The organism is Leisingera sp. JC11 (assembly GCF_040704725.1).
Classification (GTDB): Bacteria; Pseudomonadota; Alphaproteobacteria; order Rhodobacterales; family Rhodobacteraceae; genus Leisingera.
On record NZ_JBFCVS010000013.1, the window covers coordinates 1 to 13,140 of the forward strand.

General features: G+C 62.8%; 13 protein-coding genes. 5 read left to right on the top strand and 8 right to left on the bottom strand.

The genetic code is table 11. The annotated features are described in order from the left end of the window. From AB1A62_RS14905 to AB1A62_RS14935, 7 genes are all read right to left on the bottom strand, one after another. A partial coding sequence (locus tag AB1A62_RS14905; RefSeq protein WP_366661221.1) for a formate--tetrahydrofolate ligase occupies positions 1 to 124 on the bottom strand: 124 nt, incomplete at its 3' end. A 295-nt stretch (positions 125 to 419) separates the two neighbouring features. Next, positions 420 to 1,751 carry a type III glutamate--ammonia ligase gene (glnT, locus tag AB1A62_RS14910; protein WP_366662246.1) on the bottom strand — a complete coding sequence of 444 codons (1,332 nt, stop codon included), beginning with the start codon at positions 1,749 to 1,751 and terminating at the stop codon, positions 420 to 422. A 76-nt stretch (positions 1,752 to 1,827) separates the two neighbouring features. Next, entirely contained in the window at positions 1,828 to 3,159 is a 1,332-nt protein-coding gene (locus AB1A62_RS14915; protein ID WP_366662247.1) for an FMN-binding glutamate synthase family protein, read from the bottom strand. 17 nt (positions 3,160 to 3,176) lie between these two features. Next, positions 3,177 to 3,860: a protein GlxC gene (locus AB1A62_RS14920; protein ID WP_366662248.1), complete on the bottom strand. Its 684-nt coding sequence runs from the start codon at positions 3,858 to 3,860 to the stop codon at positions 3,177 to 3,179. A 1-nt stretch (position 3,861) separates the two neighbouring features. Further along, positions 3,862 to 4,758: a glutamine amidotransferase family protein gene (locus AB1A62_RS14925; RefSeq protein ID WP_366662249.1), complete on the bottom strand. Its 897-nt coding sequence runs from the start codon at positions 4,756 to 4,758 to the stop codon at positions 3,862 to 3,864. Between the two features lie 132 nt (positions 4,759 to 4,890). Further along, positions 4,891 to 5,106, bottom strand: coding sequence for a hypothetical protein (locus AB1A62_RS14930; protein WP_366662250.1), 216 nt, complete (start codon positions 5,104 to 5,106; stop codon positions 4,891 to 4,893). A gap of 11 nt (positions 5,107 to 5,117) precedes the next feature. Further along, positions 5,118 to 6,491, bottom strand: a complete 1,374-nt coding sequence (locus AB1A62_RS14935) for an ammonium transporter (RefSeq protein WP_366662251.1) — start codon at positions 6,489 to 6,491, stop codon at positions 5,118 to 5,120. A gap of 551 nt (positions 6,492 to 7,042) precedes the next feature. Between AB1A62_RS14935 and AB1A62_RS14940 the strand changes: the two genes are divergently transcribed. The 4 genes from AB1A62_RS14940 (at position 7,043) to AB1A62_RS14955 (ending at position 10,892) form a co-directional block, all read left to right on the top strand. After that, the gene (locus AB1A62_RS14940; protein ID WP_366662252.1) at positions 7,043 to 8,188 is read left to right on the top strand and encodes an aminomethyltransferase family protein; all 1,146 of its coding nucleotides are present in this window, start codon (positions 7,043 to 7,045) and stop codon (positions 8,186 to 8,188) included. 72 nt (positions 8,189 to 8,260) lie between these two features. After that, the gene (locus AB1A62_RS14945; RefSeq protein WP_366662253.1) at positions 8,261 to 8,872 is read left to right on the top strand and encodes a dimethylamine monooxygenase subunit DmmA family protein; all 612 of its coding nucleotides are present in this window, start codon (positions 8,261 to 8,263) and stop codon (positions 8,870 to 8,872) included. Then, a complete protein-coding gene (locus tag AB1A62_RS14950; RefSeq protein WP_366662254.1) occupies positions 8,869 to 9,834 on the top strand; it encodes a PDR/VanB family oxidoreductase in 966 nt (321 codons plus the stop codon). Before AB1A62_RS14945 ends, AB1A62_RS14950 begins: the two co-directional genes overlap by 4 nt. Before the next feature lie 11 nt (positions 9,835 to 9,845). Next, positions 9,846 to 10,892, top strand: coding sequence for a DUF3445 domain-containing protein (locus AB1A62_RS14955; RefSeq protein ID WP_366662255.1), 1,047 nt, complete (start codon positions 9,846 to 9,848; stop codon positions 10,890 to 10,892). A gap of 305 nt (positions 10,893 to 11,197) precedes the next feature. On the opposite strand, the gene AB1A62_RS14960 is transcribed toward AB1A62_RS14955, so the two are convergent. Further along, complete coding sequence (locus AB1A62_RS14960) at positions 11,198 to 11,854, bottom strand: XRE family transcriptional regulator (protein ID WP_052257601.1); 657 nt, start codon at positions 11,852 to 11,854, stop codon at positions 11,198 to 11,200. 553 nt (positions 11,855 to 12,407) lie between these two features. Here AB1A62_RS14960 and AB1A62_RS14965 point away from each other — a divergent pair. Continuing rightward, positions 12,408 to 13,136, top strand: coding sequence for an FCD domain-containing protein (locus AB1A62_RS14965; protein WP_366662256.1), 729 nt, complete (start codon positions 12,408 to 12,410; stop codon positions 13,134 to 13,136). Positions 13,137 to 13,140 lie beyond the last annotated feature (4 nt).

Consider the following 13,140-nt stretch of genomic DNA (forward strand, 5'->3'; position numbering starts at 1 on the left):
CCTTCGCCTTGTCGTGGCCGTAGGGCAGCAGATCGTCATTGGAAATCCCGATCTTCGCGCCAATCTCCTGGATCGGCTTCTTCTGCGCTTCACGCGCAATCTCGATGTCACTCTTGTAGCTCATGGCCGTCTCCCTGCTGCCATCCGTTCCGGTTCACGCCCCGCGGCAAAGTTCGATGCGAGGCAAGATATATTCCTATTACTCAATTATTTTTCCTAACCGTCAACACCCTCCCGCCCGGTTTTCAGTGCAAAACCGGGCATTTTCCGCATTTCCGCCGCCGATAGGAAACAGGCGGAATTTCACCCCGGGTGAACACGGCGCATATGCGGCAGGCGCTGCCGCAAACAAAAAGGGCCCGGGCAGAACCCGGGCCGCGCAGGGTCCGGCCCGCAGGCCGGACAGGGGGAATCAGTGCCTAGATATCCAGCGTGTTGTCCTTCTCCCAGCGGGAGAAGTGGTTGACGAAGGAGTTCCATTCCTGCTGCTTCATCTTCAGATAGGCGCTGGAGAACTCCTCGCCCATCATCGACTTCAGCCCGTCGTCCTTGTCGTAGAAACGCAGCGCATCCAGCATGTTGAGCGGCAGCTTCGGCGCGTCGGTGATCTTGTGGCCCTCGGCATACATGTCGATGTCATGGCGCGGGCCGGGATCCGCCTTGGAGCGGACGCCCGACAGGCCTGCAGCGATGATAACCGCCTGCAGCAGGTAGGGGTTCACCGCCCCGTCGGGCAGCCGCAGCTCGAACCGGCCGGGGCCGGGGACACGCACCATGTGGGTGCGGTTGTTGCCGGTCCAGGTCACGGTGTTCGGCGCCCAGGTCGCCCCGGACATGGTGCGCGGCGCATTGATGCGCTTGTAGGAGTTCACCGTCGGGTTGGTGATCGCAGCCAGGGCAGAGGCATGTTTCATGATGCCGCCCAGGAAGTAGCCGCCCTGTTGGGAGAGGCCCAGCTCGGCGATCTGCCCCTCGCCCTTTTCCGCCGCAAAGACGTTGACGCGGGCATCTTTGCCCGGCGCGTCCCAGACCGAGATATGCGCATGGCAGCCGTTACCGGTGAGCCCCTCGACGGGCTTGGGCATGAAGGTGGCGCGGAAGCCATGCTTCTCTGCCACCGACTTCGCCATGAACTTGAAGAAGCTGTGCTTGTCTGCGGTCGCCAGGGCGTCGTCGAAATTCCAGTTCATCTCCCACTGGCCGTTGGCGTCCTCGTGGTCGTTCTGGTAGGGTCCCCAGCCCAGCTCCAGCATGTAATCGCAGATCTCGCGGATCACATCGTAGCGGCGCATCATTGCCTGCTGGTCGTAGCACGGTTTCTCCGCAGTGTCGTAGGCGTCGGAGATCTCCTCTCCGTCCGGGGTCAGCAGGAAGAACTCGGCCTCGATGCCGGTCTTCACATGCAGGCCCTCGTCCGCGGCCTCCTTGATCAGGCGGCGCAGCACGTTGCGCGGCGCCTGGGCCACGTCTTCGCCCTCCATCACGCAGTTGGCCGCCACCCAGGCGACTTCCGGCTTCCACGGCAGCTGGATCACCGAGGACGGATCCGGCACCGCCAGCATGTCCGGGTGCGCCGGGGTGAGGTCGAGCCAGGTGGCAAAACCGGCAAAGCCGGCCCCGTCTTCCTGCATGTCCGCGATCGCCTCTGCCGGCACCAGTTTGGCGCGCTGGCCACCGAACAAGTCGGTGAAGGAGATCATGAAGTACTTGACGCCTTTTTCTTTTGCGAAAGCAGCCAGATCAGTCGTCATGGTCCTACTTCCTTTCCCTGTTGAACGTATTTCGAGAATGGGGCGCGGACCGTTGCCGGCCGCGCCCCGCCAATCATCAGAACCCTGCTTTGCCCGGGTACCAGTCGGTCCCGGCCAGCGGCACCCGCGCCATGGCGGCGGCCTCCATGGTCAGGGCGCACAGATCCTCGGGCTCGAGGTTGTGCAGGTGGTTGTGGCCGCAGGCGCGGGCAATGGTCTGCGCCTCCAGCGTCATCACCTTGAGGTAGTTGCGCAGGCGGCGGCCGGCGTCGACCGGATCCAGGCGCTTCATCAGCTCGGCGTCCTGAGTGGTGATGCCGGCCGGGTCCTTGCCCTCGTGCCAGTCGTCATAGGCGCCGGTGGTGGTGCCCAGCTTCTGGTACTCGCTTTCCCATTTCGGATCGTTGTCGCCCAGCGCAACCAGCGCCGCGGTGCCGATCGCAACCGCATCGGCGCCCAGCGCCATTGCCTTGGCCACATCGGCGCCGGTGCGGATGCCGCCGGAGACGACCAGCTGCACTTCGCGGTGCACGCCCAGGTCCTGCAAGGCCTGAACGGCGGGGCGGATACAGGCGAGGGTCGGCAGGCCGACATGTTCGATGAACACGTCCTGGGTGGCGGCGGTGCCGCCCTGCATGCCGTCCAGAACCACAACATCCGCGCCGGCCTTCACCGCCAGCGCGGTGTCGTAGTAGGGGCGGGTGCCGCCGACCTTGATGTAGATCGGCACCTGCCAATCGGTGATCTCGCGCAGCTCCAGGATCTTGATTTCCAGGTCATCCGGGCCGGTCCAGTCCGGGTGGCGGCAGGCGGAGCGCTGGTCGATACCCTTGGGCAGGCAGCGCATTTCCGCAACCCGGTCCGAGATCTTCTGGCCCAGCAGCATGCCGCCGCCGCCGGGCTTGGCGCCCTGGCCGACCACGACTTCGATCGCGTCCGCTTTGCGCAGGTCATCCGGGTTCATGCCGTAGCGGGACGGCAGATACTGGTAGACCAGCTTGGTGGAATGGCCGCGCTCTTCCGGGGTCATGCCGCCGTCGCCGGTGGTGGTCGAAGTGCCGGCAGCGGAGGCGCCACGGCCCAGGGCTTCCTTCGCCGGGCCCGACAGCGCGCCAAAGCTCATGCCGGCGATGGTGATCGGGATATCCAGCTCAATCGGCTTCTTGGCGAAGCGGGTGCCCAGCGTCACCTTGGTGTCGCATTTCTCGCGGTAACCCTCCAGCGGGTAGCGCGAGATCGAGGCGCCGAGGAACAGCAGGTCATCGAAATGCGGGACCCGGCGCTTGGCGCCGCCGCCGCGGATGTCATAAATCCCGGAGGCCGCCGCGCGGCGGATTTCCGCGTTGATCGGGTTCGAGAAAGTCGCCGACTGGATCGGGACCGTACCGGGGATGTTCGTGTTGTCCATGTCTTAGATCCCTGTCCTTAGTACGCTTGCGCGTTGTCGACGTCGAAGTTGTAGAGCTTGCGGGCGGAGCCGTAGCGCTTGAACTCTTCCGGCTTGGCATCTGCACCGGCGCGGGCCAGCAGATCCTTCAGGATCTCGATGTGCTCCGGGCGCATTTCCTTTTCGATGCAGTCGGCACCCAGGCTCTTGACCGAGCCGCGCACGAAGAAGCGCGCCTCATAGCAGCTGTCGCCCAGCGCATCGCCGGCATCGCCCAGCACCACCAGGTTGCCGGCCTGCCCCATGAAGGCGCACATGTGGCCGATGTTGCCGTGCACGACGATGTCGATGCCCTTCATCGAGATGCCGCAGCGGGACGAGGCATTGCCCTTGATCACCAGCAGGCCGCCCTGGCCGGTGGCCCCGGCGTACTGGCTGGCGTCGCCCTCGACGATCACCTGGCCGGACATCATGTTTTCCGCCACGCCCGGCCCGACCGAGCCTTCGACACGCACGGTCGCTTGCTGGTTCATGCCGGCGCAATAGTATCCGGTGGAGCCTTTGATGGTCACATCGGCGGGCGAATTCAAACCCACGGCGATGGCATGGCTGCCCTTGGGGTTGACGATTTCCCAGGCAGTCTTGTCGGAGCTGCCGTTCAGTTCCTGCAGGGCCGAGTTCAGACCGCGCAGGCCATTTGCTTCAAGGTCGTATGTCTGCATCTTAGTGGTTCCAGAAGTAAACGGTTGCGGGTTCGGGCTCCCAGACGCGGGCGTCTTCGATGCCCGGCAGGTTCACCAGCGCGCGGTATTCGCTGCCGAAGGCCACATACTGGTCGGTCTCTGCCATCACGGCCGGCTTGCAGGCGATCGGGTCGCGGACCACGCCAAAGCCGTCCTTGGTGCCCACAACGAAGTTGAAGAAGCCGTCCAGGTCCTCGAGGGTGCCCTCCAGCGCCTCGCCCAGGCTGGCGCCGTTCTGCATCTTCCAGGTCAGATAGGCCGCGCCGACTTCGGTGTCGTTCTGGCTTTCGATCCGCACGCCCTCGCGCTGCAGTTTACGGCGCAGCGCGTTGTGGTTGGACAGCGAGCCGTTGTGCACCAGGCACTGGTCCAGACCAGTGGAGAATGGGTGCGCGCCTTCGGTGGTCACGGCGGATTCGGTGGCCATGCGGGTGTGGCCGATGCCGTGGCTGCCGCTCATGCCGCGCAGATTGAAGCGCTCGGCGACCTTCTCGGGCAGACCCACTTCCTTGTAGATCTCGATGGTGTCGCCCGCGCTCATGACACGCATGCCGGGGCGCAGTTCAGCCAGCGCGCTGCGGGCCTCCTCTTCCTTGCCCGCGGGCAGGTCCAGCACCGCGTGGGTGTCGATCACCCGGATCGACACATCACTGCTCAGCGCTTCCGCCAGCGCGCCGTCCAGCCCGTCAAAGGCCGCCTCCGGCGCATCCGACTGAACGGTAAGCTTGGTGCGCCCTTCCGCTTCCGATCCATAGATCGCAATGCCGGCGCTGTCCGGACCGCGGTCCGTCATGGTGATGAGCATATCGGTGAGCATATCGCCCAGCTTCGGCTCAAGTGATTTGTCTTTTATAAAAAGACCGACAATCCCGCACATGGGTGTGCCTCCTGGTTTTCATCTCGAATCAACGCTAGCAGTTTGCGTGAAGGCGTTCAACTGTTATGAAACTTATTTTCCCCTGAAGGAAGAAAGGCGCGCCCGTCTGGCGCGCCTCTGGTGGGGTCCGGGTCAGTATTTCTCCAGCAAGGAGTTTATTTTCTCCTTGTCCCCCATATTCTTAGCCTTCTCCAAGTGCTCGCCTTCGCGGACAAACTGGATCCGGTGCCAGCCAATCCAGAAGATCACTCCCAGGACAACCATCAGCCCTTCTGATCCCTGGAAGGGGTAGATCGCCCCCACCTCCGCCAGGTCCACCGCCCAGCTGTCGTAACCGATCGTAGACATTTCAAATCTCCTTATTCAGCTGGCACGCCTGCACCGTTCACCGCAGCCTTGTCGGCGGCAATGATTTCGGCTTTGGCGTCTTCGTAGGCATGGTGTTCGGCGTAATCGAGACCTTGCAGCTCGACCTCGACCGGGATCCGCAGCACGCCGGCTGCTGCCTGGATTTTGGCGATCACATAGCCCGGCAGCCAGCCCAGCACCCCGAACATGATCACCGCACCGATGGTCTGGCCAACCGGGTTGACGGCGGCAAAGCCTTCATACGGCGAACTCGGCGCGCCCCACAGCAGGAAGCCGGCGATGATCAGGCCCACGATGCCGGAATACCCGTGCACGGCAACCGCGCCCACCGCATCGTCGATCTTGAAGGTGCGCTCGACCCAGTAGTGCAGTTTGTAGACGATCACGACACCAACCGCGCCGACCAGCATCGCCTGGATCGGGTGGTACAGATCGTTGCCCGCAGAGGCGGTGATGATGCCCGCCAGACCGCCGGAGAAGGTCCAGAACGCATCGCCCTTGGACACCACATAGGCTGCCATCAGGCCGCCGGACAGCGACATCAGGAAGTTGAAGGTGATCGCGGACAGCGAGGTCGGCGCCAGATAGATATTGGTGGCGGTCCAGGTCTCGCCGGTGATCAGGCCGCCGATGCCTTCGGGCGAGATCGCAGGGATATTGCAGGCGGCGTAGAAGCCCCAGAAACCGGAGTAGATCAGGAAGATCCCGATGGTCAGCATCCAGGGGTTATGCGGCGGGATATCGCGCGGGGTGCCGTCGGCGGCAAACTTGCCCAGGCGCGGCCCCAGCACCATGATCACGCCCAGCGCGTAACCGCCGGCAATCGCGTGGATGACGCCGGACGCATAGGCGTCATGATAGCCCAGGTATTTGACCATCCAGCCTTCGGCATGCCAGCCCCAAGCGGCGTCGATGATCCAGAACACCGACCCGATCATGACGGCATGCACCCACAGAGCGGAGGAGCGGATCCGTTCAATGACTGCACCGGACACGATTGAGGCCGCGGTCCAGGAAAACAGCAGGAACGCTGCCCAGAACACGCCGGTGATCCGGTCCGAAAGGTTGGTACCCATGTTTTGCGACCACGGCAGGTTCGCGGCACCCGCATCGTGGTTCAGCCCGCCGAAGAACGGGAAGCTGGGGAAGGACCAGTAGATCCACCAGCCGAAAAAGAAGAACGTCACCGTGACCAGCGGAATGATCATGATGTTCTTCATCAATGTGTGCATGTGGTTGCGGTGGCGGCTGGCGCCGACCTCGTACATGCAGAACCCCACGTGAATGAGGAACATGAAGACAACGGTCACCCAGTAATAGAACTCGGTGAACACCGTTGTTAACGCGTTCAGATTACCATCCAATGTTTTGCCCTCCTGTTGGCAGTATCCCGGGCATTTTTTTGCCTCTTGGGAATATTATTTTCCCTAAATACTGTGTCTCATGAGGGCAGCCTGTCAATAATCATGTGAAAATTTGTTACCTTCAGGGAAATGCGTCATGCCTGTGCCGCCGCCCTGCCACACCGTCCAGCTCCCCTTAAGCCTCAAACATCCAAGGGCTTAGCCCGCGCGCCGCCGCCCAATCCCAGGTGCCGCTTTCCCTGACGCACCGCGGCCCGATACCGGCCGGACCTGCCGAAATGCGGCAGAATCACCCAATCTTCCGCCACAATCGCTGCCGATTCTCCCTCAAAGCGGATCAATTTGCCGCTTCCGCAACCACCAGCAGCCTGCGAGAAAGACCGTTTCAGGCCAATTCATGCCGCAAACACGTTCGAAATCTGCCTTTTAAGAGAAATCTTTTTCCTGATAGGAATATTCATTGACATGACGCCCCCTCTCTTGGCTAACTGGACCAGACCAAAGGAACCAAATCAAGAATTTTGGTCCGCACCAATAGGGAGAAATGCAAAATGGCCATTATCTGGCGGACTTCAGCACTGGCACAGCGCCACAAGGAAATCGGCGGCGAGCTGGAAGACTGGAACGGCATGGGAACCGCCTGGTTCTATGACCACACCCCCGAACGCGCCAAAGCCGATTACGAGGCGGTCCGCACCAAGGCCGGCCTCATGGATGTATCCGGCCTCAAGAAAGTCCACGTGGTGGGCGAGCATGCGGCACAGGTCATCGACCGGGTCACCACCCGCAACGTCGAAAAGATCATGCCGGGCCGCTCCACCTATGCCTCGATCCTGAACGAGCAGGGCAAGTTCGTGGATGATTGCATCATCTACCGCCTGTCGGTGAACAGCTGGATGGTTGTCCACGGCACCGGCACCGGCATGGAACAGCTCAGCTCCGTCGCCGCCGGCAAAAACTGCTCGGTAATCTTCGACGACAACCTGCACGACATGTCGCTGCAGGGTCCGGTCGCCGTCGATTTCCTGGCCGAATATGTTCCCGGCATCCGCGATCTGGCCTATTTCGGGATCATCCAGACCAAGCTGTTCGGCTGCCCGGTGATGATCTCGCGCACCGGCTACACCGGCGAGCGCGGCTATGAGATCTTCTGCCAGGCCAAGGACGCCGTGCATCTCTGGGACAGCATCCTGGACAAGGGCGCGGGCCTGGGCATCGTCCCGGTCCAGTTCTCCACCCTCGATCTGCTGCGCACCGAAAGCTACCTGCTGTTCTATCCGGGCGACAACTCCGAAACCTACCCGTTCGACAACGAGACCTGCGGCGACACGCTGTGGGAGCTGGGCCTCGAATTCACCGTCTCCCCCGGCAAGACCGGCTTCATCGGCGCCGAGAACCACTATGCCGCCGAAGGCAAGGAGCGGTTCAAGATCTACGGCGTCATGCTGGAAGGCAAGATCCCCGCGGACGAAGGCGCGGACCTCTTGCAGAACGGCGAAAAGGTCGGCGTGGTCACCTACGGCATGTACTCCGAGGTGAACAACCACAACGTGGGCATCGCCCGGATGCCGGTCGCCTGCGCCAAGCCGGGCACCAAGCTGACCGTCCGCAACGGCGACGGCACCGAGATTGCCGCCACCGCCGAAGAGATGCCCTTCTACGACAAGGACAAATCGATCCGCACCGCAAAGGGCTGATCCGGATCCCGGGCGTCCCCATCCCGGGGGCGCCCGCTTTCGTTCACCCGGACTGCAGGAAAAGCGACCCACATGTCTAAGACCGAATTCCCCCCTTCTATCACCAGCCGCCCTGTCTACGGCGAGCTTGAGGCCCGCTCCGGCAGCGGCCACCTGATGATCGCCGATGCCGAAGGCGCCGAGGCCATCCTCGATCTGGCCAAATCCACGGACAGGGATTTCTGGGCCAAGGCCCATATCATCTACATCCCCAAGAATACCGGCGCCAAATACAGCAGCCAGCTGGAAGAGCTGGGTGCCGGCCAGTTCTACGCAGGCCCTTCCTATGAAGCCTCGCAAAGCCGGATCCGCCGCGCCCTGCTGGACTGCCACATGGGCACCCAGGTGTACCTGACCGGCACCGAGAGCCTGATGGGCCAGGCCATGGCCGAGGCCACCGCAGCGGGCATCCCCCATACCGCGATCCAGACCGAACACCGCGGCTCCACCGCGCGGCGCATGCAGTGCGTGCACTGCAAGGGCATCACCGAGGACGTCACCACCGACCCGTTCGAATGCAGCCACTGCGGCCTCAGCCTGTTCGTGCGCGATCACTATTCGCGCCGCCTCGCGGCCTTCCAGGGCGTGCGGGTGGATGCCGAGGATCCGGGCAACATCCCCGAGAAAGTGGAGCTGTTCAAATGAGTGCTGGCACCGCAAAACTGAATGTCACCGTGGCCGAGGTCAAACCGATCAACGACCTGGTCACCCGTTTCAAATTCGTCCGCACCGGCGGCGGCAGTCTGCCCACCTTCTCGGGCGGGGCGCATACCGTGGTCGAAATGCAGGACGGTGATATCACCCGGCTCAACGCCTATTCGCTGATGTCCAACCCGGCCGACCGCGGCGCCTACACCATCTCGGTGCGGCGCGACGATCAGGGCCGCGGCGGCTCCAAGTTCATGCACACCCAGGTGAAAGAGGGCATGGAGATGGTGATCTCCAACCCGGTGAACCTGTTCTCACTGGACCTGCGCGCCAAGAAGCACCTGATGCTGGCCGGCGGCATCGGCATCACCCCCTTCATGGCGCAGATGCATCAGCTCACCATGATGGGCGGGCATTTCGAGCTGCATTACTCGGTCCGCACCGCCTCCCTTGGCACCTACGCCAAGGAGCTGACAGAGCGTTACCCGGGCAAGGTGCACGTCTACCATGACGACCAGAAAGAGGCGATCGACCTCAAAACCCTGCTCGCCAACCAACCGCTGGGCACCCACGTCTACGTCTGCGGCCCCAAGGGCATGATCGAATGGGTGCACGGCACCGCCGAGGACATGGGCTGGCCGCGCGAGGCAGTGCATTCCGAGGAATTCCTGGCGCCGGCCTCCGGCAAGCCGTTCGAGGTGAAATGCGCGGTCTCCAACAAGATCGTCCAGGTCGGCGAGCACCAGTCGCTGCTGGAAGCGCTGGAAGCTGCCGGCATCGACGCCCCCTACCTCTGCCGCGGCGGCGCCTGCGGCCAGTGCGAGACCAATGTCATCGGCTATGACGGCAAGTTCCTGCACCACGACCACTGGCTGACCGACGAGCAGAAGGCCGGCGGCAAACACATCATGCCCTGCGTGTCGCGCTTTGAAGGCAAGACACTGGTTCTGGACCGCTGAGGGAGAGAGAGATGACCATTCAATTCAACGACGAAACCTTCTACGGCGACTTCACCTTCAAGAACTCGGACTGGGCAATCAAACGCTTCCCCTTCCCGTTCCACGAAGACAGCTACATGTATTCGGTGAACATGGAGCCGCATAAGTCCTACCGGCCCGGCTCAGTGTTCGAACGGACCTTCGACGTGGACGAGCACTATGTCTCGGAAATGAAGGACCGCGCCCGGGTGCTGGCGAATGACCCGCTGCGCTGCCAGTCGCTGCCGCATATGACGCTGGCGGGCTGGGACCTGGTGGAGCTGATCATGGAGGCCAAGGCGGCCGAATACCCGGACCTGTTCGAACTGCACAAGAACGGCAACCGCTGGCGCTGGATCAACAAGCCGCTGGGCATCGACGACACCTTCACCTTCCTCGATGAAAGCACCCTGCCCTACGGCCCGATGGAATACATCACCCGCCAGACCCAGGGCGACTTTGCGGTGCTGGACCAGCGCGACGACAACCTGTGGATGGATGCCGGCATGGTCACCACCCAGGCCGACTGGTCGCTGGATTTCGACATCGGCATGAACTTCTTCGAATGGCACGCCCCGGTGCCGAAGGCGCATGAGATGGGCATCTTCGTGCGCGCCCTCAAGTTCCTCCTGAACATCCAGCAGGGCCAGCCCGCCCGCCGCCTGAACTGGACGATGACGGTCAACCCGCTCTTGGACACCTCCCCCGAGAACTACCACAAATGGGGCGTGATGAAGCAGGGGCTGACGATGGAGAACATCGGCGAGAAACAGCACCTGCGGGTCGAACTGCAGACCTTCTTCCGTCTGCCGCGCTCCAACGCGCTGGTGTTCCCGATCCGCTGCTACCTGATCAGCTTCAACGATCTGGTGACGGTTCCGAAATGGGCGCGCCGCCTGCACCGGGTGATCCGCGACCTGCCGGAGGAGCTGGCAACCTACAAGGGCTTCATCGACAACCGCCCGCTGATGGTGGAATGGCTGTCGCAGTTTGACGACGGCAGCCCTACCTCGGATGGCATCTGGCCCGACGACGATTGATCCCGAGCGGACTCGCGGGCCGTCCCTACCCCCTGTCACTTAGGCCCGCTTCACTGACTGCCGTTGCCCCTGGCTCCGGCAGTTTCTTTTTTGCGCCCGCTACAAACCAGGGCCTCCCGCCCCCGCTTCCGGCCGCAGGCGCTGCCTGCCGCCTGTGCGGCGTTGGGCCGGGCAGCGCGCTGCGGCTGCCTGGCCGCTGGCCTGCCGCAGAACGCAATAGCGCCGCGCATTGCGCGGCGCCTGACCGGACGGTGCAGGGGCATCTTCAGATGCCGCGGAACCGGCGGGAGCGCCGCCGCTGCACGTCAGCTCGATTGCGGATAGGAAATGATCGACAGGTAGCGCGCCGGCAGTTTGACCAGGCTTTCCGGCCCATGCGGCGCGTCGGCATCGAAGAACAGCGTATCGCCCGGCTTCAGCGGGAACACCTTGTCGCCATGGCGGTAGTCCACCTCGCCTTCCAGCATGTAAAGCATTTCCACCCCGTCGTGCTGGAAGGTCGGAAACACATCCGACTCCTCGGTCAGGGTGATCATATAAGGCTCCACCATCACCCCTGAGGCATTGGCGCCAAGATGCCCCAGCAGCTGGTACTGATGCCCGGCCCGCGTGCCCGCGCGCTCGGTCTCCGCGCCTTCACCGGACTTGGTGTGCACCGCCTCCCGGCTTTCCTCGAAGCGGCGGAAGAAGGAGGTGATCGGCACGCTCAGCGCATTGGCCAGCAGCTGCAGCGTGGTCAGCGACGGCGAGGTGTTGCCGTTCTCGATCTTCGACAGCATCCCGATCGACAGCCCGGTCAGATTGGCCAGATCCGCCACCGTGATCCCCTGCTGCCGCCGGAACGACCGCACCTCGCGGCCGATCGCCACTTCCAGAACTTTTTCTGCACCATCGCGGACCCGGTGCGGGTCTTGGGAAAGGTTATTTGCCACTGCGTCACTATCATCTTTGAGTTTAGCCACTGTGTTATCTTCCTTATGGATGGCCTCTGACAAGCGCGCAGCAGCCGATATGTAAAAACTTTCCCGGGCGTAAGGAATGGTGCGAATATTATTTTACTGTCATTACTCATTTTTCCCAACCCCTTACCGCCTGAGGAAAGAAAAATGTTGCCGCGGCGCTGCGGCCCGCTTCCAGTGCCGGCGCGCCCCGCAGATCAGCTCAGCCGGAACAGGCCGGCGCCGCCATCGGACACCCGGCCCGGGCATACGCTTGCCACCTCTGGACCAAAAAGGCACCAATTTCAGGAACCGTCAGGGCAAGCACTGGCATGAGAGATTAAAATGGCGCAAAAACAGGGGACTACGGCGAACCTCCAGAACACACGGAATCACCGCGGCATAGAACCAATTTGCGCGCCCATCCTTGCTGACCGGCACTGGAACCGCTAGTCTGACGGTCAGTCACCGCTGTGAAGGGCACCTGCAAAGCCGCCGCCAGAACCGGCAAATGCAACCTTGCCACAGCACTCAGGAGCAGGGTTTCCCGCTCATACGGCCCGGAAAAAGACAGACCATGAGCTCAGCGGAAGAAACCACCTCGCAGATCCTGACCACCCACTCCGTCGGCGCCACCGTGCAGGTGGTGATCGACACGCTGTTTGCCCGGATCAAATCCGGCACCTACCCGGTGGACACCCGTCTGCCCTCGGAACGCACGCTGGCGTCCGAGCTTGGGGTCGCCCGCAACACCGTGCGCGAAGCGCTGGACGTGCTGGCCAGCCAGAACGTGATCCAGCGCCGCGCCGGGTCCGGCAGCTTTGTGAAATTCCGGTCCGGCCCCAAGCCGGAAACCTCCTCCTACAGCTCGCTGGCCAATGAGGTTTCTCCGCTCGACCACCTGGTGGTGCGCGGCATCCTGGAGCCGGAACTGGTGCGCCTGGCGGTGATCAACATGACCCCGCGCCAGATCGAGGAGCTGGACCAGATCCTGTCCCGGGTGGAGGCCGTGCGCACCGACCCCGTCGAATTCATCGAGGCCGAGGAGGATCTCTACCGCAAGATCGCCGAGGGCACCGGCAACCCGCTGCTGCACTCCTGCTACGAGCTGACGATCGAGGCCTGCCGCCTGTCCTACCGCACTGCGCTGCGCCGCCGCCACCTGACGCCGCAGCGGATTCAGGACTACCAGAAGCGCTACAACACGCTGTTCAACGCCATCGCCTCGCGCGATGTGGAATCGGCGGTGGAATTCATCAAGCTGCATCTGATCGACGAGCAGAAACTGCTGCTGCAGGAGGTCTGAGCCG

Bases quoted from the DNA above. Each gene is read 5' to 3' on its own strand.
- glnT (WP_366662246.1), bottom strand. From the start codon at position 1,751: ATGACGACTGATCTGGCTGCTTTCGCAAAAGAAAAAGGCGTCAAGTAC.
- AB1A62_RS14915 (WP_366662247.1), bottom strand. From the start codon at position 3,159: ATGGACAACACGAACATCCCCGGTACGGTCCCGATCCAGTCGGCGACT.
- AB1A62_RS14920 (WP_366662248.1), bottom strand. From the start codon at position 3,860: ATGCAGACATACGACCTTGAAGCAAATGGCCTGCGCGGTCTGAACTCG.
- AB1A62_RS14925 (WP_366662249.1), bottom strand. From the start codon at position 4,758: ATGTGCGGGATTGTCGGTCTTTTTATAAAAGACAAATCACTTGAGCCG.
- AB1A62_RS14930 (WP_366662250.1), bottom strand. From the start codon at position 5,106: ATGTCTACGATCGGTTACGACAGCTGGGCGGTGGACCTGGCGGAGGTG.
- AB1A62_RS14940 (WP_366662252.1), top strand. From the start codon at position 7,043: ATGGCCATTATCTGGCGGACTTCAGCACTGGCACAGCGCCACAAGGAA.
- AB1A62_RS14945 (WP_366662253.1), top strand. From the start codon at position 8,261: ATGTCTAAGACCGAATTCCCCCCTTCTATCACCAGCCGCCCTGTCTAC.
- AB1A62_RS14950 (WP_366662254.1), top strand. From the start codon at position 8,869: ATGAGTGCTGGCACCGCAAAACTGAATGTCACCGTGGCCGAGGTCAAA.
- AB1A62_RS14955 (WP_366662255.1), top strand. From the start codon at position 9,846: ATGACCATTCAATTCAACGACGAAACCTTCTACGGCGACTTCACCTTC.
- AB1A62_RS14965 (WP_366662256.1), top strand. From the start codon at position 12,408: ATGAGCTCAGCGGAAGAAACCACCTCGCAGATCCTGACCACCCACTCC.